At 71.5% G+C, this 20,587-nt stretch carries 22 protein-coding genes; 18 read left to right on the top strand and 4 right to left on the bottom strand.

Annotated elements, in window-relative coordinates:
- The first annotated feature begins 13 nt into the window (after nt 1-13).
- Complete coding sequence (locus tag QRX60_RS40810; protein WP_285996811.1) at nt 14-997, top strand: DUF5937 family protein; 984 nt, start codon at nt 14-16, stop codon at nt 995-997.
- Between the two features lie 90 nt (nt 998-1,087).
- The gene (pdxS, locus tag QRX60_RS40805) at nt 1,088-2,008 is read left to right on the top strand and encodes a pyridoxal 5'-phosphate synthase lyase subunit PdxS (RefSeq protein ID WP_285996810.1); all 921 of its coding nucleotides are present in this window, start codon (nt 1,088-1,090) and stop codon (nt 2,006-2,008) included.
- 4 nt (nt 2,009-2,012) lie between these two features.
- Here the strand turns inward: pdxS and QRX60_RS40800 are convergent, their stop codons facing one another.
- Nucleotides 2,013-2,576, bottom strand: coding sequence for a helix-turn-helix domain-containing protein (locus QRX60_RS40800; RefSeq protein WP_285996809.1), 564 nt, complete (start codon nt 2,574-2,576; stop codon nt 2,013-2,015).
- Between the two features lie 68 nt (nt 2,577-2,644).
- Between QRX60_RS40800 and QRX60_RS40795 the strand changes: the two genes are divergently transcribed.
- The 5 genes from QRX60_RS40795 to QRX60_RS40775 all read left to right on the top strand — a co-directional run bounded on the left by QRX60_RS40795 (nt 2,645) and on the right by QRX60_RS40775 (nt 6,049).
- Nucleotides 2,645-3,334, top strand: coding sequence for an AzlC family ABC transporter permease (locus tag QRX60_RS40795; protein ID WP_285996808.1), 690 nt, complete (start codon nt 2,645-2,647; stop codon nt 3,332-3,334).
- A complete protein-coding gene (locus tag QRX60_RS40790) occupies nt 3,334-3,654 on the top strand; it encodes an AzlD domain-containing protein (protein ID WP_026468097.1) in 321 nt (106 codons plus the stop codon). The genes QRX60_RS40795 and QRX60_RS40790 overlap by 1 nt, the downstream gene beginning before the upstream one ends.
- 339 nt (nt 3,655-3,993) lie before the next feature.
- The gene (pdxT, locus tag QRX60_RS40785; protein WP_285996807.1) at nt 3,994-4,614 is read left to right on the top strand and encodes a pyridoxal 5'-phosphate synthase glutaminase subunit PdxT; all 621 of its coding nucleotides are present in this window, start codon (nt 3,994-3,996) and stop codon (nt 4,612-4,614) included.
- A 41-nt stretch (nt 4,615-4,655) separates the two neighbouring features.
- Nucleotides 4,656-5,411: a YebC/PmpR family DNA-binding transcriptional regulator gene (locus QRX60_RS40780; protein ID WP_160696230.1), complete on the top strand. Its 756-nt coding sequence runs from the start codon at nt 4,656-4,658 to the stop codon at nt 5,409-5,411.
- An 86-nt stretch (nt 5,412-5,497) separates the two neighbouring features.
- Nucleotides 5,498-6,049, top strand: coding sequence for a DUF4262 domain-containing protein (locus QRX60_RS40775; RefSeq protein ID WP_285996806.1), 552 nt, complete (start codon nt 5,498-5,500; stop codon nt 6,047-6,049).
- On the opposite strand, the gene QRX60_RS40770 is transcribed toward QRX60_RS40775, so the two are convergent.
- A complete protein-coding gene (locus QRX60_RS40770) occupies nt 6,046-6,486 on the bottom strand; it encodes a cupin domain-containing protein (RefSeq protein WP_285996805.1) in 441 nt (146 codons plus the stop codon). The two genes, QRX60_RS40775 and QRX60_RS40770, sit on opposite strands and share 4 nt — an antisense overlap.
- A 74-nt stretch (nt 6,487-6,560) precedes the next feature.
- Here QRX60_RS40770 and ruvC point away from each other — a divergent pair, with 74 nt between their 5' ends.
- From ruvC to QRX60_RS40730, 8 genes are all read left to right on the top strand, one after another.
- Complete coding sequence (gene ruvC / locus QRX60_RS40765) at nt 6,561-7,187, top strand: crossover junction endodeoxyribonuclease RuvC (RefSeq protein WP_285996804.1); 627 nt, start codon at nt 6,561-6,563, stop codon at nt 7,185-7,187.
- The gene (gene ruvA, locus QRX60_RS40760) at nt 7,184-7,777 is read left to right on the top strand and encodes a Holliday junction branch migration protein RuvA (RefSeq protein WP_285996803.1); all 594 of its coding nucleotides are present in this window, start codon (nt 7,184-7,186) and stop codon (nt 7,775-7,777) included. Before ruvC ends, ruvA begins: the two co-directional genes overlap by 4 nt.
- 9 nt (nt 7,778-7,786) lie before the next feature.
- The gene (gene ruvB, locus QRX60_RS40755) at nt 7,787-8,860 is read left to right on the top strand and encodes a Holliday junction branch migration DNA helicase RuvB (RefSeq protein WP_285996802.1); all 1,074 of its coding nucleotides are present in this window, start codon (nt 7,787-7,789) and stop codon (nt 8,858-8,860) included.
- A gap of 119 nt (nt 8,861-8,979) precedes the next feature.
- Nucleotides 8,980-9,390, top strand: a complete 411-nt coding sequence (yajC, locus tag QRX60_RS40750; protein WP_285996801.1) for a preprotein translocase subunit YajC — start codon at nt 8,980-8,982, stop codon at nt 9,388-9,390.
- Between the two features lie 218 nt (nt 9,391-9,608).
- The gene (gene secD, locus QRX60_RS40745; protein WP_285996800.1) at nt 9,609-11,390 is read left to right on the top strand and encodes a protein translocase subunit SecD; all 1,782 of its coding nucleotides are present in this window, start codon (nt 9,609-9,611) and stop codon (nt 11,388-11,390) included.
- Nucleotide 11,391: 1 nt separating this feature from the next.
- Complete coding sequence (gene secF / locus QRX60_RS40740; RefSeq protein ID WP_285996799.1) at nt 11,392-12,621, top strand: protein translocase subunit SecF; 1,230 nt, start codon at nt 11,392-11,394, stop codon at nt 12,619-12,621.
- Nucleotide 12,622: 1 nt separating this feature from the next.
- Entirely contained in the window at nt 12,623-13,141 is a 519-nt protein-coding gene (locus tag QRX60_RS40735) for an adenine phosphoribosyltransferase (protein WP_285996798.1), read from the top strand.
- 261 nt (nt 13,142-13,402) lie between these two features.
- Nucleotides 13,403-15,757, top strand: coding sequence for a RelA/SpoT family protein (locus QRX60_RS40730; RefSeq protein ID WP_285996797.1), 2,355 nt, complete (start codon nt 13,403-13,405; stop codon nt 15,755-15,757).
- Here the strand turns inward: QRX60_RS40730 and QRX60_RS40725 are convergent.
- Entirely contained in the window at nt 15,754-17,016 is a 1,263-nt protein-coding gene (locus tag QRX60_RS40725) for an amidohydrolase family protein (RefSeq protein ID WP_285996796.1), read from the bottom strand. The two genes, QRX60_RS40730 and QRX60_RS40725, sit on opposite strands and share 4 nt — an antisense overlap.
- Before the next feature lie 50 nt (nt 17,017-17,066).
- Between QRX60_RS40725 and QRX60_RS40720 the strand changes: the two genes are divergently transcribed.
- The 3 genes from QRX60_RS40720 (at nt 17,067) to QRX60_RS40710 (ending at nt 19,725) form a co-directional block, all read left to right on the top strand.
- Entirely contained in the window at nt 17,067-17,495 is a 429-nt protein-coding gene (locus QRX60_RS40720; RefSeq protein ID WP_285996795.1) for a MarR family winged helix-turn-helix transcriptional regulator, read from the top strand.
- A gap of 209 nt (nt 17,496-17,704) precedes the next feature.
- Nucleotides 17,705-19,384, top strand: coding sequence for a hypothetical protein (locus QRX60_RS40715; RefSeq protein ID WP_285996794.1), 1,680 nt, complete (start codon nt 17,705-17,707; stop codon nt 19,382-19,384).
- Nucleotides 19,384-19,725: a hypothetical protein gene (locus QRX60_RS40710; RefSeq protein WP_285996793.1), complete on the top strand. Its 342-nt coding sequence runs from the start codon at nt 19,384-19,386 to the stop codon at nt 19,723-19,725. The genes QRX60_RS40715 and QRX60_RS40710 overlap by 1 nt, the downstream gene beginning before the upstream one ends.
- 6 nt (nt 19,726-19,731) lie before the next feature.
- Here the strand turns inward: QRX60_RS40710 and QRX60_RS40705 are convergent, their stop codons facing one another.
- Nucleotides 19,732-20,565 carry an alpha/beta fold hydrolase gene (locus tag QRX60_RS40705; RefSeq protein ID WP_285996792.1) on the bottom strand — a complete coding sequence of 278 codons (834 nt, stop codon included), beginning with the start codon at nt 20,563-20,565 and terminating at the stop codon, nt 19,732-19,734.
- Nucleotides 20,566-20,587 lie beyond the last annotated feature (22 nt).

The following is a 20,587-nucleotide window of genomic DNA, read 5'->3' as shown; positions in this document are numbered from 1 at the left end:
AGAGAGGCAGCGCGTGCTCGACCTGGCATTCTCCGCAGAGGACCTGGCGCACACCCGGTTCGCCTTCTCCCCGGCGTGGGAGATCGTGGCGAGCGTCCGCGTCCTGAACCAGCCGGGGGAACACGCCCTGCACCTGCCGTGGGTCAAGCGCGCCACCGCGGCGCTCGAGGCGGCCGGGCTCGACATCGAGCTGCTGCGCGACCTCGTCCCGCTGCGGCACCTGCCCGGTTTCCTGGCCGGCACGCCGTCGACGCCGTTGCCCGACCTCGCCGACGAGCTCGCCGACCTGCGCGACGTGCCCGCCCGGCTCGTCCGGCGCGAGCTGGACGCGATGGCCGGGCCGCACACGCCCGCGGTGAACCGGTTCCACCGCGACCCCGAAGCCGGTCTCGACCGGCTCGCGACGCTGATGGGGAAGTACTGGGACCTCGTGCTCGCCCCCGACTGGCCCCGGATCCGCGCGCTGCTCGAGGCCGACGTGCTGTACCGGTCGCGGCTGCTGGCCCAGGGCGGGGCCGCCGAGCTGTTCAACGACCTCACCCCGCTGGTCCGCTGGGAGGGCGGCACGCTCACGGTGGCGCACCGGCACCTGCACGCCGCCGTGCCGCTCGACGGGCGCGGCCTGGTGCTGGTGCCCTCGGCGTTCGTCTGGCCGCGGGTGTTCTCCAAGACCGACCCGCGGTGGCAGCCGGTGCTGCGCTACCCGCCGCGCGGGATCGCCACGCTCTGGGAGGCCGGCACCGCCGTCGCGCCCGGTGCGCTGGCCGCCGTCGTGGGCCGCAGCCGGGCCATGCTGCTCACCGAGCTGACCGCGCCGGCGTCCACCGCCGAGCTGGCCCGCCGGACCCGGCTCAGCGCCGGGGCCGTGTCGCAGCACCTCGGGGTCCTCAAGGCCGCGGGCCTGGTCAGCGGGCACCGTGCCGGACGTCACGTGCTCTACGCACGCACCCGGGCCGCGGAAGTCCTGGTCGCGGGCGTGCCGGAAGTGGACTCCTGAGATAGCCGTGAACTGGCCTGCTTGAAGGGGCCACCGCCGACCTACGATCGAACTCGTCACCCCTTGTTCTTCTTGTGGAAAGGCCCCGTCGTGTCCGAGCAGCAGACCACCTCCAGTGGCACCGTCCAGTCCGTCACCGGCACCGCCAAGGTGAAGCGCGGCATGGCCGAGATGCTCAAGGGCGGCGTGATCATGGACGTGGTCACCGCCGAGCAGGCCAAGATCGCCGAAGACGCCGGCGCGGTCGCGGTGATGGCGCTCGAGCGCGTCCCCGCCGACATCCGCGCCCAGGGCGGCGTCGCGCGGATGAGCGACCCCGACCTGATCGACGGCATCATCGAGGCCGTCTCGATCCCGGTGATGGCCAAGGCCCGCATCGGCCACTTCGTCGAGGCGCAGGTGCTGCAGTCCCTCGGGGTCGACTACGTGGACGAGTCCGAGGTGCTCACCCCGGCCGACTACGCCAACCACATCGACAAGTGGGCGTTCACCGTCCCCTTCGTCTGCGGTGCGACCAACCTCGGCGAGGCCCTGCGCCGGATCACCGAGGGTGCGGCGATGATCCGCTCCAAGGGCGAGGCCGGCACCGGCGACGTCTCCAACGCCACCACGCACATGCGGCAGATCCGCGGCGAGATCCGGAAGCTGACGTCGCTGCCCGAGGATGAGCTGTTCGTCGCGGCCAAGGAGCTGCAGGCGCCGTACGAGCTGGTGCGCGAGGTGGCGCAGGCCGGGAAGCTCCCGGTGGTGCTGTTCACCGCGGGCGGCATCGCCACCCCGGCCGACGCGGCGATGATGATGCAGCTCGGCGCGGAGGGCGTGTTCGTCGGGTCCGGCATCTTCAAGTCCGGCAACCCGGCCCAGCGCGCGGCGGCGATCGTCAAGGCGACGACGTTCTACGACGACCCGGACGTCCTCGCGAAGGTGTCGCGCGGCCTGGGCGAGGCCATGGTCGGCATCAACGTCGAAGAGCTCCCGGAGCCGCACCGGCTGGCCGAGCGCGGCTGGTGACGTCCTAGACGTATTCGGAGATCTCGACGCCGTAGGTTCCCGGCTCGAGGGCTTCGAAGAGGTGCTGGACGTCGCCCGGGTAGGAGATGTAGTCCCCGGGCAGGAGCTCCTCCGGGGCGTCCAGCACGCCGACGCGCGCCCGGCCCGCGCACAGCACGATGTGCTCGACCACCCCGGTCATGTGCGGGTCGGAGCGCCGTGGCGTGCCCGGCTCGCCGTGGACGACGTAGATGTCGCGGCGGGCGCCGCTGGGACACGCCGACAGCAGCGTGCACGCGTAGTCGGCGTGTTCGGCGAACACCGTCGGCCCCTTGCCCGCGCGGACCACCCGGACCTTCGGCCGCTCCGGCTCGACCAGCCGGGAGAACGGCACGTCGAGGGCGACGCCGAGCGCCCAGAGCGTTTCCACGCTCGGGTTGCCGGTGCCCGATTCCAGCTGCGAGAGCGTCGACTTGGCCAGGCCGGCGCGCTTCGCGACCTCGGTCAGGGAGAGTCCGGCGCGGGTCCGTTCGCGGCGCAAGGACGCCGCGATGATGTCCAAGGGCGCTCCGGTGGTTTCCTGCGGCATGCCGTTCGCTCCATCGGTCGTTCTGTTCGCCTTGACGAACACGGGGGCCTACGTTCACCATAGAACACATGCGTTCGATATGGCGAACACTCGACCGGGGCCTCGCCCGCGACATCGGCCTGGTCTGCGTCGCCGATTGTCTCGTGGGCGTGTCCTACGGCGCCATCGCGGTGAGCTCGGGCTTCCCGCTGTGGCTGCCGATGCTGATGTCGCTGCTGGTCTTCGCCGGCGCGTCGCAGTTCATGTTCATCGGGATCGTGGCCGCGGGCGGCAACCCGTTCGCGGCCGTGCTGGCCGGGCTGCTGGCCAACGCCCGGCACCTGCCGTTCGGCTTCGCGGTCGGCGACGTCGTCGGGCAGCGCTGGACCCGGCTGTTCGGCAGCCACCTGATGAGCGACGAGACGGTGGCGTTCGCGATGGCCCAGGACGAGGCCCACCGCCGTCGCGCGGCCTACTGGGCCTGCGGGGTGGGGATCTTCGTGTGCTGGAACGCGGGCGTGCTGGCCGGCGCGTTCGCGGGATCGGCGATCAAGGACACCGACGTCTTCGGCCTCGACGCGGCGTTCCCGGCGGTGCTCCTGGCCCTGGTCCTTCCGTCCCTGCGCGACCAGGCGGCCCGGCTGCCGGTGCTGGTGGGCGTGCTGGTCGCGCTGGCCGCGACGCCGTTCCTGCCGGCCGGGCTCCCGGTGCTGCTGGCGCTGGCCGGCGTCGTGGTGGGGATCGCGGCGAAGGAACCCGAACTGCAGGAGGCGCGCTGATGGACGGGGTGGAGCTGCTGATCGGCACGGCGGTGCTGGCGCTGGGGACGTTCGCGTTCCGGTTCGCCGGGCCGGTGCTGCGCAGCCGGGTGAAGCTGTCGCCGCGGGCCGAACGGCTGATGGCCCTGGCGGCGGTGGTGCTGCTGGCGGCGCTGGTCGCGGTCAGCGCGCTGACGGAGGGCCACGGGTTCGCGGGCTTCGCCCGGCCGGCGGGGGTGCTGGTGGCCGGGGTGCTGGCGTGGCGGAAGGCGCCGTTCGTGCTGGTGGTCGTCGCGGCCGCGGCGACGGCGGCGCTGTTGAGGTTGGCCGGGGTGCCCTGAGCCGCCGTTGTTGTCCGGTTGCCGGCGCCCCAATGTGGCGTTCGGTGCGTGGGACGCACCGAACGCCACATTGGGTGCGTGGGACGCACCCAATGCCACATTGGGGCGCTGGTGGCCCGGAGGTCCCGGGCGGGAAGGCCGGGGGTGGGTCCGGCCGGCGCAGCTTCGGCGGGCGCGGGTCCGAACGTCTTGAACGAGTCGTTCAGGACTTCGGAGGTCTTGGACGACTCGTTCAAGACGGCTGCCGCGGGAGGAGCGGTGCCGGGACCGGGGCTGACCTGCCGGTAAGCCCCGGAGTCAGAGCGTCTAGGCTGGTGGGAAGGTCTTTCGGGAGGTTGGGTGTCGTCGGAACCGGTCGTCGGTGTGCTCGCCATGCAGGGCGCCGTGCGGGAGCACGTCGCGATGCTGGAAGAGGCGGGCGCGCGGGCGAAGCCGGTGCGCCGGGCCACTGAGCTGTCCGAAGTGGATGGTCTGGTGCTGCCCGGCGGCGAGTCGACCACGATGTCGCGGTTGCTGGAGGGCTTCGAGCTGCTGGAGCCGTTGCGCGCGCGGATCGCCGAAGGCATGCCCGCCTTCGGTTCGTGCGCCGGGATGATCCTGCTCGCGCGGCAGACCCTCGACGGGCGGCCGGACCAGCAGCAGCTCGGCGGGCTCGACGTCGTCGTCCGGCGCAACGCCTTCGGCAGGCAGGTCGACTCCTTCGAGGCCGACCTCGACTTCGCCGAGGTGGACGGCGGGCCGGTGCACGCGGTGTTCATCCGGGCCCCGTGGGTCGAGAAAGCCGGTGACGGCGTCGAGGTGCTGGCCACGGTCAGCGGCGTGCCCGGCGTGGGGGACGAGACCGCTAGGATCGTCGCGGTCCGGCAGGGGGCGGTGCTGGCGACCGCGTTCCACCCGGAGCTGACGCCCGACGTGCGGGTGCACCGGCTGTTCGTCGACCTCGTGCGGAAGGCTTCCTGAGACGCGGTGCCCGGCCGGGGTACGGAACAGATGGAGGAGAGATGAGCGGCCACTCCAAGTGGGCCACCACGAAGCACAAGAAGGCCAACCTCGACGCGAAGCGCGGCAAGCTCTTCGCGCGGTTGATCAAGAACATCGAGGTGGCCGCACGGACCGGCACCGGTGGTGGCGACCCGGATGGCAACCCCACGCTCTACGACGCCATCCAGAAGGCGAAGAAGAACTCGGTCCCGCAGGACAACATCGAGCGCGCCCGCAAGCGCGGCGCCGGCGAAGAGGCCGGCGGCGCCGACTGGCAGAACATCACGTACGAGGGCTACGGCCCCAACGGCGTCGCGGTGCTGATCGAGTGCCTCACCGACAACAAGAACCGCGCCGCGATGGAGGTCCGCACCGCGCTCACGCGCAACAACGGCTCCCTCGCCGACCCGGGCTCGGTCGCGTACATGTTCACCCGCAAGGGTGTCGTGATCATGCCGAAGGGCGACGCGACGGAGGACGACGTCCTCATGGCGGTTCTCGACGCGGGCGCCGAAGAGGTCAACGACCTCGACGAGAGCTTCGAGATCGTTTCGGAGGGCGGCGACCTGGTCCCGGTGCGCAAGGCACTGCAGGAGGCCGGCTTCGAGTACGAGTCGGCGGAGCTGACGTTCCTCCCGTCGGTCAGCGTCCCCCTGGACGCGGACGGCGCGAAGAAGGTCTTCAAGCTGATCGACGCCCTCGAAGACTGCGACGACGTCCAGAACGTCTACGCGAACTTCGACGTGTCGGACGAGGTGCTCGCCGAAGTCGGCTGAGTTTTGCCTTACGCCGCAACACTTCGGTGTCCGGGCCGGAAACTTTCCGGCCCGGACACTGGGCGGGGGCGAGCTCGTCAGGCAGAATGTGCGCCGTGACCTCGACGACCCCCGCCGCTTCCGCCGACATCACCGCCGAACTCTCCGCGGACGAACTGCGCTTGATCGAATGGATCGAGACGCAGGCGAAGGAACGCGGCAACGCGGTCATCACGGTCGCGGGCGACGACGAGGGTGCCGGCTACTGCTTCACCGCCTGCGCGTGGGCGCTGCACAGCGTGCCCGAGGCCGTCGTGATCGGACTGCCCGACCAGATGGGCCAGGTCCTGCTCGACGCCTACGTCGACCGCGCGGCCAACGGTGAGATCTTCGAGGTCGGCAAGCGCTACGACGACTTCTTCGAAGGCGTCCCGGTCGTCCTCGAGCGCGTCAACAAGGGGCACTACCCCGAGTACTTCGGCACAGCGTTCCTCATCTACCCGGACGGCGACTTCCCGGCGCTGCAGCTGATCGTCGCGACGCCGGAGGGCAAGTTCCCCTGGCACCCGGACGCGCCGGACGGTTTCGCCCAGTGGCAGCTGGTGCTCACCGGGAGCGGTGACCCGGAGAGCTGGACCCCCGGCGTCGACGGCCCCTAGAACATCCGCAGGTCGGCGGCCGCTTCCGGATACCGCTCGGCCAGCTCCGAAGCCGAAGCGAACTCCACGCAGTCGTCGGTGTAGGGCGGCACGACGACCGTCCCGAGCAGGCTCCACTCCCCGCGCGTGACCGTGGCCTGCCACGTCCCGGCGGGCACGACGACCTGCGGGCGCTCCCCGGCGGCGACGTCGGTGCCGAGCACGGGCCGCTCGACCGAGCCGTCCGGGTGCAGCAGCAGCATCGCGGCGGGCGCGCCGGCGTGGTGGGCGTAGACCTCGACGCGGTCCAGCCGGTGCGGCGCGGAGAACTCCGGCGCGACGAGCAGGTAGTAGATCGCGGACCCGGTCTCCGAGCGCCAGCTCTGCGCCCACCGCCCGCCTTCGACCGGCAGGGGCTCAAGACCCAGGTGGGTGACGAAATCCGAGGGCTGCGGCATGTCTCCCATCCTGCCGCAGGCGCGCCAAGTAGCCTGCTAGCTCGAACTGGTGTTCGCGGTGAGAGGGAGAACGCGTGCGGGTGCTCGGGGTCGACCCCGGTCTGACCAGGTGCGGCCTGGGGGTGGTCGACGGTGGCAAGGGCCGGGCCGTCCGCTGCGTCGCCGTCGACGTCGTGCGGACGCCGGCCGACGCCGACCTGGCGCACCGGCTGCTCGGCATCTCCGACGAGGTCGAGCGGTGGATGGACAGGTACAAGCCGGCGGCCGTGGCGGTCGAGCGCGTCTTCGCCCAGCACAACGTCCGGACCGCGATGGGCACCGCGCAGGCCGGCGGCGTGGTCGCCCTGGCCGCCGCGCGGCGGGGCCTGCCCGTCGTCTTCCACACGCCGAGCGAGGTGAAGGCCGCGGTCAGCGGGTCGGGCCGGGCGGACAAGGCGCAGGTCACCGCCATGGTGATGCGCCTGCTCAACCTCGAGGTCGCCCCGCACCCCGCCGACGCCGCCGACGCGCTGGCCCTGGCCATCTGCCACCTCTGGCGCGAGCCGATGCGCGCCCGGCTCGCCGAAGCCGAAGCGCGGGCGGCCGAGATGGCCCGCACGCACAAGGCCCGGCTGGCCGCGGCGGCCAAGCAAGCTTCGAAGACCACGGCCGCCAAGCCGGCCACGATGACCAAGACGAAGAAGCCTGGAGCAGCACGATGATCTCGTCGGTACGCGGGGAAGTCCTTTCGGTCGGCTTGGACCACGTCGTGGTCGAGGTCGGCGGGGTCGGCTTCGCCGTCCAGGCCACCCCGGCGACGCTGGCCACCCTGCGGCGCGGCGAGGAGGCCCGGCTGCACACCGCGCTGGTCGTGCGCGAGGACTCGCTGACGCTGTTCGGCTTCGCCGACGCCGACGCGCGGGAGCTGTTCGGGCTGCTGCAGACCGTGTCCGGGATCGGGCCGCGGCTCGCGCTGGCCACCCTCGCCGTGCTCGACCCCGACAAGCTGCGGGCCGCGCTGGTCGAGGGCAACATCACGGTGCTCACCTCGGTGCCGGGCATCGGCCGCAAGGGCGCCGAACGGCTCACGCTCGAGCTGCGCGACAAGGTGACCGCGCTCGGCGGCGGCGACCTGCCCGCCGTCACCGCACCCGGTGCCCTGCGCGCGGAGGTCGTCGAGGCGCTGGCCGGGCTCGGGTTCCCGGCCAAGCAGGCCGAGCAGGCCGTGGACAAGGTCCTCGCCGACGGCGACGGCCACACGACGGCCAGCGTGCTGCGCGCCGCGCTGGCGACCCTCGGCCGGAAGCGGTAGGGCCCCTTCATGGACTATGAGGCCGTGACCGAGGACGAGGACGACGCCCTCTCGGCGTGGGCCCAGACCGGCGAAGGCGACGTCGAAGGCACGCTGCGGCCCCGCAAGCTCGACGAGTTCGTCGGCCAGCCGCGCGTGCGCGAGCAGCTGGAGCTGGTGCTGGAGAGCGCGCGCCGCCGCGGGGTGCCGCCCGACCACGTCCTGCTGTCCGGCCCGCCCGGGCTGGGCAAGACGTCGATGGCGATGATCGTCGCCGCCGAGCTGGGCGCGGCCATCCGGATCACCTCCGGGCCCGCGCTGGAGCGGGCCGGCGACCTCGCTGCGATGCTGTCCAACCTCGCGCCCGGCGACGTCCTGTTCATCGACGAGATCCACCGGATCGCCCGCCCCGCCGAGGAGATGCTCTACCTCGCGATGGAGGACTTCCGGGTCGACGTCGTCGTCGGCAAGGGCCCGGGCGCCACCAGCATCCCGCTGGAGATCGCGCCGTTCACGCTGGTCGGGGCGACCACGCGCTCGGGTTCGCTGACGGGCCCGCTGCGCGACCGGTTCGGCTTCACCGGCCAGATGGAGTTCTACACCGACACCGAGCTGGAGCTGGTCGTCCGGCGCGCCGCGACCATCCTCGACATCCCGATCGACCGCGACGGCTGCCAGGAGATCGCCGGGCGCTCGCGGGGCACGCCCCGGATCGCGAACCGGCTGCTGCGGCGCGTCCGCGACTACGCCGAGGTCCGCGCCGACGGCAAGGTGACCGTGGAGGTCGCCCGCGCGGCGCTGGCCGTCTACGACGTCGACGAGCTGGGTCTCGACCGGCTCGACCGGGCGGTGCTCACCGCGCTGACCAGGTCGTTCGGCGGCGGGCCGGTCGGGATTTCGACGCTGGCGGTGGCCGTGGGGGAGGAGGCGACCACTGTGGAAGAGGTGTGCGAGCCCTACCTCGTGCGCGCCGGTATGCTCGCCCGCACCCCGCGGGGCCGGGTCGCCACGGCGGCCGCCTGGGAGCACCTCGGCCTGGTGCCGCCCGCCGACCACCCGGGGCGCCCCGACCCGGGCGGGCTCTCGCCGTTCGAGCAGGACTGAGCGGCCGGAACCGGCGGGTGGGTGCTGGCGTCCGCGCTGGTACCTGGCACACTTGACAGGAGCACATACCCAAAAACCGGACATTTCGGCTGGGCCCGGTGTCCGTCGAACGGAGAATCATGCAACAGCTATTGCTGCCCCTGCTGCTCGTGCTCGTCCTCGCCGTGCCGCTGGTGATGAGCACGCGAAAGCAGAAGAAGCAGCAGGCCGCGCAGCAGGACCTGCAGAGCAGCCTGGCGCCCGGTGACCGCGTGATGACCACCTCGGGTCTTTACGGCACCGTCGCCGACGCCTCCGGCGACAACACGATCGACATCGAGATCGCCCCCGGCGTGGTCACCACCTGGCTGCGGCTCGCGGTCCGCGAGAAGGTCGAGCCGGTCGTCGAGACCGAAGAGGACGCCACCGACGAGGTGTCGGACGCTCCCGCCGAGGAGTCGATCATCGAGTCGGGCTCCGGCATCAAGAACGACGACGAGCCGCAGACCACCGCTCAGGTGGCGCCCCCGCTGGAGCACGGCAAGAAGTAACCCCCGCGGCACCCTGGGCGGGCCGCGGAAACCTCCGACGAAAGTCGGTGTGGCCTCGCACGCCGGGCTCACGCAGCACCGAGTAGTGTCTCGGTGCTGCGTGCGTGTCCGCCGTCATACCCGTGCCCGGGAGTGAATCGCACACAGTCCCTCCCGGTAACCCTCCGGGCGGGCACCGCAACTTTGGGGTCCACCCCGTCCGAGGAGACCGAAGCACCGTGGCAGCTTCAGCCGGGCATCTCCGCCCGGGACGCTATCTCGCCCTGTTCGCCCTGATCGTGATCGTGCTGTACGCGCTGGTGTTCCTCACCGGCAACCACAAGCCGACCCCGAAGCTGGGCATCGACCTGCAGGGCGGCACCCGCGTCACGCTCACCGCCCGCACCCCCGACGGGGGCCAGCCGACCCGGGAGTCCCTGAACCAGGCCCGCCAGATCATCGAGCGGCGCGTCAACGGGATCGGCGTCAGCGGCACCGAGGTCCTCCTCGACGGCAACAACGTCGTCATCACCGTCCCCGGCGAGCAGGGCGACCAGGCGAAGAACCTGGGCAAGACCGCGAAGCTCGGCTTCCGGAAGGTCGTCGCGAACGCGACGCAGCCGGTCGTGCCGCCGCAGACCACGCCGCCGCCGGCCACGGGCACGCCGACCTCGGGTGCCCCGAGCAGCTCGGCGCCGCCGGCCAGCTCCAGCACCCCGCCGTCGAGCCCGGCCGCCGGTGGTGGCGGTGCCCCCGCCGCGGCGCCCGCGCAGCAGCAGAGCACCACGCCGGCCCCGCCGAGCAGCAGCACGCCGCCGCCCGCGTCGAGCCAGGCCCCGGCCCCGACGGACGGCTCCGTCGACGCGGAGACCGCGAAGGAGATCCAGGCGGCGAAGGCGGTCCGCCAGGACCCGAAGCTGATCGGTGCCGACGGTCAGCCGAACCAGGAGCTCGTCGCGAAGGCGATGGCGTCGCTCACCTGCGCGCCCAACGCCAAGGACCCCCTCGAGGGCAACGACGACCCGAAGCTGCCGCTGGTCGCCTGCGGTGACCACGACACGTACAAGTACCTGCTGGAGCCGGAGTTCCTGCCGGGCACCGAGATCGCCGACTCGACCTCGGGCTACGACCAGCAGCGCGGCCAGTGGGTGGTGAACCTCAGCTTCAAGAGCGAGGGAACCAAGATCTGGGCGGACTTCACCTCGAAGAACACCGGCCAGCAGGCGGCCTTCGTGCTCGACACGCAGGTCGTGTCCGCGCCGAACATCCAGGTGGCCATCCTCGACGGCAACACCCAGATCACCGGCAAGTTCACGCAGTCCGAGGCGAAGGACCTCTCGGACATCCTCAAGTACGGCTCGCTGCCGCTGTCGTTCGCGTCGTCGGACGCGACCACCGTGTCGGCGACCCTCGGCCTGGCCTCGCTGCAGGCCGGGCTCATCGCCGGCGGCATCGGCCTGCTGGTGGTGTTCATCTACTGCCTGTTCTACTACCGGCTGCTCGGCGTGCTGACCATCCTGTCGCTGGCGCTGTCCGGCGCGCTGATCTTCGCGGTGCTGGTGCTGCTCGGCCGCTGGATCGGGTACACGCTGGACCTCGCGGGCATCGCCGGCCTGATCATCGCGATCGGGATCACGGCGGACTCGTTCGTCATCTACTTCGAACGGCTGAAAGACGAGATCCGGGAGGGCCGGACGTTCCGGTCCGCGGTGCCGCGCGGCTGGGTCCGCGCCCGGCGCACCATCCTGGCCTCGGACGGCGTGAGCTTCCTGGCCGCGGCGATCCTGTACGTCATCGCGGTCGGCGACGTGCAGGGCTTCGCGTTCACCCTCGGCATGTCCACCGTGCTCGACCTGGTGGTCGTCTACCTGGTGACGCACCCGCTGGTGGCCATGGTGTCCACGTCCAAGTCGTCGTTCCTGTCCAATCCGAGGCACCTGGGCCTCGGCGCCGTGCAGCAAGTGGGTTCGCAGCGTAAGAAGTCGACCACGGTCGGCCGCGCGAACGTGAAGGAGGCCTGACGTGGGTGTCGAAGAACTGGGCACGGACGCCGAAGGCAACGCCAAGACGGCGGTGAAGCCCGGCAAGAAGGAAAGCGTCTTCCACCGGCTCTACGTCGGCACGGGTGCGTTCGACGTCGTCGGCAAGCGCCGGCGCTGGTACCTCTTCTTCTCCGCGCTGGTGCTGGTGTGCCTCGCGTCCATGGTCTTCCGCGGCTTCAACCTCGGCATCGAGTTCGAGGGCGGCACGCAGATCCAGATGCCGGCCACCGGCATCCACGGCGTGATCACCGAGGAGCAGGCGAAGGACTCGTTCCAGAAGGCGCTCGGCCGCCCGGCCGCGGAGGCGCAGAAGGTCGGCTCCGGCGCGGCGTCGACCATCCAGATCCGCACCGACACGCTGGACGCGGCCGACGTCGCGAAGGTCAAGCAGGGCCTGTTCCAGGACCTGGGCCCGATCGGCAGCAACAAGCAGCCGAGCGTGCAGGCGATCAGTGACAGCGCGGTGAGTGCGTCCTGGGGCGGCGAGATCTCGCAGAAGGCGCTGATCGCGCTCGCGGTGTTCCTCGTCGCGGTCGTCATCTTCCTGGCGATCTACTTCGACCCGCGGATGGCCGCGGCGGCGCTCATCTCGCTGCTGCACGACATCCTGGTGACGGCCGGCGTGTACTCGCTGGTCGGCTTCGAGGTCACCCCGGCGACCGTGATCGGCCTGCTGACGATCCTCGGGTTCTCGCTGTACGACACGGTGGTGGTGTTCGACAAGGTCCGCGAGAACACGCGCGGCCTGCTCGGGCTGACCCGCCGCACCTACGGCGAGGCCGCGAACCTCGCGCTGAACCAGACCCTGATGCGCTCGTTCAACACGGCGTTCATCGCGCTGCTGCCGATCCTGGGCCTGCTGATCGTCGGGTACGTCCTGCTCGGCTCGGGCACGCTGCAGGACCTGGCGCTGGTGCAGCTCACCGGCACCCTGGTCGGCGTGCTGTCGTCGGTCGCGCTGGCGACGCCGCTGCTGGTCGACTTCAAGATGCGCGACCCGAAGTACAAGCAGCAGGCCGAGCGCGTCCGTCAGCGCCGGGTCACCCAGGAGCGCAAGGCGGCCGGCGAAGAGGACTTCGACGCCTCGGACGACGACGCCCTGGCGAAGGAGCTGCGCAAGGAGAAGGCGTACGCGGCCGCGGCCAGCGTCCCCGCCCGGATCCAGAAGCAGCGCCCGTCCGGCAAGCCCGCGGGCAAGCGGAAGCGCTGACGTGGACCTGGACGACGCCCTCGGCCTGATCGCCGGGGTGCCGGACTTTCCCGAGCCCGGCGTGCTGTTCCGCGACCTGAGCCCGCTGTTCGCGGACGCGGGTGCGTTCAAGGCGGTGACCGACGCGCTGGCGGGCACCCTCGACCCGGAGGTCGAGGCGCTCGCCGGCGTGGAGGCCCGCGGGTTTCTCCTCGCCGCGGCCGTCGGGTACGCCCGCGGCCTCGGCGTGGTGCTGATCCGCAAGCCGGGCAAGCTGCCGCGGGTGGCGGGCCGGGTGGACTACGCGCTGGAGTACGGCACGGCGACGGTCGAGCTCCCGGCGGGCGTGGTCCGGCCGGGCCAGCGCGTCGCGATCCTCGACGACGTCCTGGCGACGGGCGGCACGGTCGCGGCGACGGGCAAGCTCCTGGAGGACGTGGGAGCCGTGGTCGACAGCGTGTCGGTGGTCCTGGAACTGGCGGCTCTGCGCGGCCGGGACGCCCTGACGAACCGCAAGGTCCACGCCCTGCAGGTCTGCTGATCTCCTTGGCGTGATCGAACCCGGATCCCACGTGATCCAGGCCGGAACCCACGTGATCGAAGCCGGAACTCGCGAGTTCCGGCTTCGATCACGCGAGTCACGCGCCGGATCACGTGAGTCACGGGTTCGCCACGCCGGGCGACCGGGTGAATCCGCTGGTCCGCGGCCCGGCATCCCCCTGAACGGGCGCACCCGAGAGGGCCGCGAGGCGTAGCGGCTACCCTGGTGTTCCGAAGGCCGCACGAGCAGCAGGAGGTGCGGGTGAGCCAGGAGCTCGACGCCGCGGTGCCCCCGAAGCAGGGCGCCCAGCAGAGCGGGCAGGCGGCGGCACAGCCCGCGCCGCCGAAGCCGAACGGTGCGGCGCCGAACCCGTCCGCGACCCGGCGGGTCCGGGCGCGTCTCGCCCGGCGCATCACCGCGCAGCGCGCCGCCCCGGTCAAGCAGGTCCTCGAGCCCCTGGCCGTCATCCACCGCGAGCTCCACCCCAACGCCGACCTCGGGCTGCTGCAGCGCGCCTACGACGTCGCCGAGGAGTTGCACCGGAACCAGCGGCGCAAGTCCGGCGACCCCTACATCACCCACCCGCTCGCCGTCGCGACCATCCTCGCCGAGCTGGGCATGGACACCACGACCCTCGTCGCGGCCCTGCTGCACGACACGGTCGAGGACACCGGCTACGCCGTCGAGAGCCTGAAGGCCGACTTCGGCGAGAAGGTCGCCGAGCTCGTCGACGGCGTCACCAAGCTGGACAAGGTCAAGCTGGGCACCTCCGCCGAGGCCGAGACCATCCGCAAGATGGTCATCGCGATGGCCAAGGACCCGCGGGTGCTGGTCATCAAGCTCGCCGACCGGCTGCACAACATGCGCACGATGCGCTTCCTGCCGCCGGAGAAGCAGGCCCGCAAGGCCCGCGAGACCCTCGAAGTCCTCGCCCCGCTGGCCCACCGGCTCGGCATGGCCACGGTGAAGTGGGAGCTCGAGGATCTCGCGTTCGCCATCCTGCAGCCCAAGAAGTACGACGAGATCGTGCGCCTGGTCGCCGACCGCGCGCCCTCGCGCGACATCTACCTGCGGTCGGTCATCACCGACCTGACCAGCAACCTCGTGTCGTCGCGGATCACCGCGAAGGTCGAGGGCCGGCCGAAGCACTACTACTCGATCCACCAGAAGATGATCGTCCGCGGCCGCGACCTGGACGACATCCACGACCTGGTCGGCGTGCGGATCCTGGTCGAGGACGTCCGCGACTGCTACGCGGCGATGGGCGTCGTGCACGCCCTGTGGCAGCCGGTCCCCGGCCGGTTCAAGGACTACATCGCCCAGCCGCGGTTCGGCGTCTACCAGTCGCTGCACACCACGGTGATCGGCCCGGACGGCAAGCCCCTCGAGGTGCAGATCCGCACCTACGAGATGCACCGCACCGCCGAGTACGGCATCGCCGCGCACTGGCGCTACAAGGAAACCAAGGGCACGCACAACGGCAACGCGATGGACGTCGACGAGATGGCGTGGATGCGCCAGCTCCTCGACTGGCAGCGCGAGGCGGCGGACCCGGGTGACTTCCTCGAATCCCTGCGCTACGAGCTGGCCTCGCGCGAGATCTTCGTGTTCACGCCGAAGGGCGACGTGATCACGCTGCCCGTGGACTCGACGCCGGTCGACTTCGCCTACGCCGTGCACACCGAGGTCGGGCACCGCTGCATCGGCGCCCGCGTCAACGGCCGCCTGGTCGCGCTGGAACGCAAGCTGGAAAACGGCGAAGTCGTCGAGATCTTCACCTCGAAGGCGGAGAACGCCGGCCCGAGCCGCGACTGGCTGCAGTTCGCCGGTTCGCCGAAGGCCCGCGCGAAGATCCGGCAGTGGTTCGCCAAGGAACGCCGCGACGAGGCGATCGAAGGCGGCAAGGAAGCCATCACCAAGGAGATCCGCAAGGTCGGCCTGCCGATCCAGCGCCTGGTCTCCGCGGAGTCGATGGGCGCGGTGGCCACCGAGTTGCGCCACGCCGACATCTCGTCGCTGTACGCGGCGGTCGGGGAGGGGCACACCAGCGCGAAGCACGTCGTGCAGCGCCTGGTGGCGCTCATCGGCGGGGTCGACGCGGCGGAGGAGGAGCTCGCCGAGCGCGCGACGCCGTCCACCGTCACCCGGCGCCGCGGCTCCAACGACGTCGGCGTGGTGGTCAAGGGCGCCAGCGACGTCTGGGCGAAGCTCGCCCGCTGCTGCACCCCGGTGCCGGGCGACGAGATCCTCGGCTTCGTGACCCGCGGCGGCGGCGTTTCGGTGCACCGCACGGACTGCACGAACGCCGGCGACCTGCAGTCCCAGCCCGAGCGGCTGGTCGAGGTCGAATGGGCGCCGTCGGCGTCCTCGGTGTTCCTGGTCGCGATCCAGGTCGAGGCGCTCGACCGGCACCGGCTGCTCTCCGACGTCACGAAGGTGCTGGCCGACGAGAAGGTCAACATCCTCTCGGCGTCGGTGACGACGTCCCGCGATCGCGTCGCGGTCAGCCGGTTCTCGTTCGAGATGGGCGACCCGAAGCACCTGGGCCACGTCCTCAAGGTGGTCCGCGGCGTGGAAGGCGTCTACGACGTCTACCGCGTGACGTCGGCTTCCTAGGGCGTCCAGGAGCCGTCGAGCGCGACGCCGGCGGCCGCGGCGATCCGGTCGCGCGACTCCAGCAGCCGGGCACGCAGGGCGGGCAGGTCGACGCCGAGCAGCCGGCCGTCGCGCTTCACGGCCTTGCCTGCGACGAAGACGCTGTCCACCAGCCCGGGGTGACCGGCGGCGACGATCGTGCCGACCGGGTTGCCGACGGGGAAGACCGAGAGGTCCTCGGCGTCGAGCAGGACGAGGTCGGCGTCCTTGCCGACGGTGAGGCTGCCGGTGTCGCGCCCGCAGGCCCGGGCGCCCTCGACCGTGGCGAACCCGAGGACGTCCCGGGCCGTGGTGCCGCCGCGCTCGGCGGCCAGCGCGGTGCGCATGGCGCCGAACATGTCGCCGCCGGTGGACGGGCAGTCGTCGATCGACAGCGAAGGGCGGATCCCGGCGGCCAGCGCCCGGCCGGTCACGAGCGGCTCGAAGCCCATCTTCAGCTCGACGTCCGGGCTGATCGACAGCGAGCAGCCCGCGTCGGCGAGCATCACCAGCTGGTCGTCGGAGAGATCGTTGCCGTGCACGACGGTCGTGCGGTCGTCGAGCAGTCCACGCTCCCGCATGCCGTCGATCGGCCGGTCGCCGTGCGGCCACCCGCCGGTGCCGTGGACGTGGGTGCTCACGCGCAGCCCGAGTTCCCGCGCCAGCGCGACATCCGCGGCGGTTTCCTCCATTGTGGACACGACCGGGCCACGCAGGCCCAGTGCCATGTCTTCGCCCGGCAGCAACGCCCGCACCCGCCGGATCTCCGGTGCGATGTCCGGACCCTCGGCGCCGTAGCAGAAGATCGAGTGGCCGGGTGCCTCTCGCAGCGCTTCGATCGCGGCGTCCGCGTTCTCCGGACGGCCGGCGCAGTGGAACCAGTCGAGCATGGTCGTGACGCCGGAACCGAGCGCTTCGAGCCGGCCGAGCAGGTTCCCGAGGTACACGTCCTCCGGCCGGTAGTGAGGCTTGATCGTGCCGTGCATCGCCGTGCGGTACTGGTCGAACGTCCAGTCGGCCCCGACGCCGCGGAACGCGGTCTGCCACGTGTGCCGGTGGGTGTCCACGAACCCGGGCAGCACGATCTTGCCCGTGGCGTCGACGACCTCGGCGTCGCCGCCGTCGATCGCGGGGGCCACCGCCGCGATCCGGCCGTCCTCGAGGAGCACGTCACCGCGCGGGAGGTCCCCGACGGCCGGATCCATGCTGACCACCATGCCGCCGCGCACCAGTGTCTTCATCGGTGTCCTCCCTAAGAGTTGATGCGTCAACTCTAGCGTAGACTGTCGCCATGGCGGAGATGAGCCCCGAGGACTGGGAGTTCTGGGACACCTGGATGCGCGCGCAGCGGCTGCTCGCCCGGGAGCTCGACCGCGGCCTGCAGCGCGACTGCGGTATTTCGAAGGCCGAGTTCAGCGTGCTGATGACGCTGACCCGGCCGATGCGCGTCGGCGAGCTCGCCGACGCGCTCGACTGGGAGAAGAGCCGCGTCGCGCACCTGCTGACGCGGATGGAGAACCGCGGCCTGGTGGCGCGGACCGAGGACGGCGCCACCGGCCGTCGTACGGGGATCGAACTGACCGGCGAAGGACGCCGCACAGCGGAGAGCGCGACCCGCGCGCACGGCGGCAATATCCGCCGCCTGGTCCTCGACCGGCTCACGCCCGAACAGGCGGCGGCCATCCGGGCCTGGAGCGAGCAGCTGATCGAGCCCGGCTAGACCGGGCCGGTCCACTTCGGACAGGCCGGCGGGCTCGACGCACACCGTCCAGGGCCGCCCGAAGTCCGTATTCGGCAAGGCGAGGCGTTCGATTCAGGACCATTTCGCGACCACTGCCGGTGTCCGAAATACCGTCGTCCGTCCCGGTTGTGCATGCTACGGTCGGCAACTTGCAGGGTCGCCTTTCCGGAAACCGCGAGGGAGCGAGCATGTCCCCTGGCTCGGCCGACGACACCACGCGCTACCTGTGCGCGGCTTCCTACCTCGATCCCCGCTACAGCACGCGGGCGATCACGGAGTTCCTCGTCGAGCCGACCCGGCCGGTCCCGCCGTCACCGGGCCTCGACGCGGGCCGCGTGCTCACCGAGGCGGTGCGGGCGCGGGCGCGCCGGAAGAACTACGACGGCCTGCTCGTGCTGCTGATGGCCGTCGTCGTCGGGCTGTCGTGGGACAACCCGATGCTGTACGGCTGGATCGCGCTGTCGATCGTGCTCGTGGTCGCGCGGGCGGGCAAGAGCGCCTACACGACGGAGCGGCCGTTCACCCCGAAGACGCTCGCCGTGGCGGCCGTCGCCGTCGTCTTCATCTGGCTGGTTCTGGCGTACTGGGACGTGCTCTTCGGCTCCGGGAGCCGGTATTCGTCCCGGTACTACGCAGACGTCCAGTACGACGACTCGTCGGGCGGTGACACCGCCCGGTTCGTCATCGGCATCGTGCTCGCCGTGGTCGTGCTCATGGTCGTGACCTTCGAACACTGGTCGCTGTGGAACCTGCTGACGACGCGCTTCAAGCGCTTCGCCCCGCCCGCTCCCGACAGCGGCAGCCTCGCCGGGCTGTTCACCGAAGACTTCCGCGAGCAGCTCGGCCGCTACCAGCGGGGCGACGAGTTCGCCGGCGCCCCCGGCGCGCCCCTGGTGGTGTACCGCGGCTACAAACCTTTCGTGGGCGCGGGGTTCCGGCGCGACTCCTGGTCCATGGCGATCCCGCTGGAGCGCGTCGACGACGACGAGAGCGACCCCGCCAACCGTCGCGAGCTCACCACCGAGACGCTGTACGAGGAGATCCGCGGTGCGATCGGGGACCTGCGCCGCTCAGCCGCGCTTTCGCCGGACCGCCGGCTCGGCGGGCTGACCGTGACCGACGCCGTGTTCACCCCGGCCGCCGAGCTCGTGGACCACCTGGGGGAGCCCGAGGCCGCGGCCTACCTGCCGGACATCGAGTACCCGCCGCACACCCGGCTGGGCGCGGCCGACGTCGAGCGGATCCGGCGGGAGCCGAAGGAGTGGGCGCGCTACTACCTGTGCTTCCAGGTGGAGACCTGGGACCGGGACCTGGTGCTCACGACGTTCCTGCACCTGGCGGTGGACGACACGACGCTGTACGTCGAGTGGACGCCGTTCATGCTGCCGCCGATCCGGGCCGAGTACCGCGCCGTGGACAAGATGCGGCAGGAGTCCCTGCGCCCGTTCGGCCAGGGCCTGCTCGGCTGGCTGGAGCTGCCGGCGAGCCTGCCGGGCCGGATCGCGAACCTGGTGTCGTGGATCCGGCAGCCGAGGCGCGAAGCCGGCGTCCTCGACCCGGAGCGCTACGGCGCCGCCAGCACCCTGCGCGAGCTCGCGTCGGTGAACCTCTTCACCGACTACTTCCAGCTCGTCGACATCGAACGGTACGAAAAGATCATCGAAAGCCGGCTGCTGCCGACGATCGGCAAGCTGCTCGGCGACGCCGGGTTCTCGACGGCGAAGTTCGAGGAGCAGGCGGCGGTCGTCATCAACAACGACATCACCATCGGCGGCGACAACCGCGCCCCGATCACCCAGACCGGGCAGCGCGGCCCGCGCTCGCGCCCGCCCCGGACGAGCGGCCGGCCGGCCGGAGCGGAGGCCTGATGGGACACCGGATCACGAACAAGGTCAGCATCGGCGGCGACAACTCGGGCCGGATCACCCAGACCGGCATCGAGGGCGGCGACACCGACGCCACGGTCTCCTCGCTGCTGGAGCTGATCGAGCGGCTGACGGCCGAGGTGCGCGGGAAGGACCTCGCGAAGCAGGAGGTGCTGGAGGACACGCTGACCGACCTGGCCGGCGACCTGCGCGCCGGTGACGCCGCGGAACCGGCGGTGGTCCGCAGCCGCTGGGAGAAGGTCAAGGGCCTGCTGGGCGGGGCGGTGCAGTTCTCCGAGCTGGTCGCGAAGATCACCGACCAGGTGCAGAAGATCTTCACCTGAGCCGGGTCACAGGACCTTCCGCAGCAGGGCGGTGACCTCGTCCGGCCGTTCCATGGCCGGGAGGTGACCGGTGTCGGGGAGCTTGGCGAGCTCCGCGTCCGGCAGCGACTCCGCGAGGTGGTGGGACAGCTCGACGAGGCCGGGCGCGTCCGCCGTCCCGATCACCACCAGGGCGGGCGTCGTGATCTCGCCCAGCCGGTGCCGGGTGTCCGGGATCCGCTCCGTCCACTGTGGAGCCGTCCAGTCGTGCCGGTAGACCTGCTCGCACATTTCCCTTACCAGCGCGAGCATTCCGGCCGGCAGCACGGACACGTCGCGCTCCGGGCCCGCGACCAGGTAGCGGATGTTGGCCTCCGCCATGGCACGCACGTCCGCTTCGTCGACGTCGCCCTCGCGCGCCGCGTAGCGGGCGAGGCGCTCGGCCGGGACCGCCTCCGCGGTCAGCCGCGCGATGTCCCGCTGCATGTGGTCCGGCCAGGTGTGCCCGGTCAGGCCCGAGCCGAGCAGCACGAGCCGGGTGATCCGCTCCGGCGCGGCCAGGGCGGCGTCCAGCGCGCACGCCCCGCCCATCGACGCCCCGACCAGCGCGGCCTGCTCGATCCCCCGGGCATCGAGCAGGGCCAGCAGGTCCTCGTAGTGGGCGTACTCGCCGGGCCCGTCCGCGGTTTCCCCGAAGCCGCGGCGGTCGTAGCGGATCACCCGGTGCGTGGCGGCGAGCGAGGCGAACTGGGCGTCCCACATCCGGCGGTCGCCGATGGCGGCGTGCAGCAGCACGACCGCGGGCCCCTCACCCGCTTCGTCGTAGCCGAACGCCGTCCCGCCCACCTCGATCGTCGCCATGATCCCCAAGCTAGCGACACGA

This window comes from Amycolatopsis mongoliensis, assembly GCF_030285665.1.
Taxonomy (GTDB): Bacteria; Actinomycetota; Actinomycetes; order Mycobacteriales; family Pseudonocardiaceae; genus Amycolatopsis; species Amycolatopsis mongoliensis.
The sequence above is the reverse complement of the archived record's forward strand: the minus strand, read 5'-3'. Positions and strand labels throughout refer to the sequence as shown.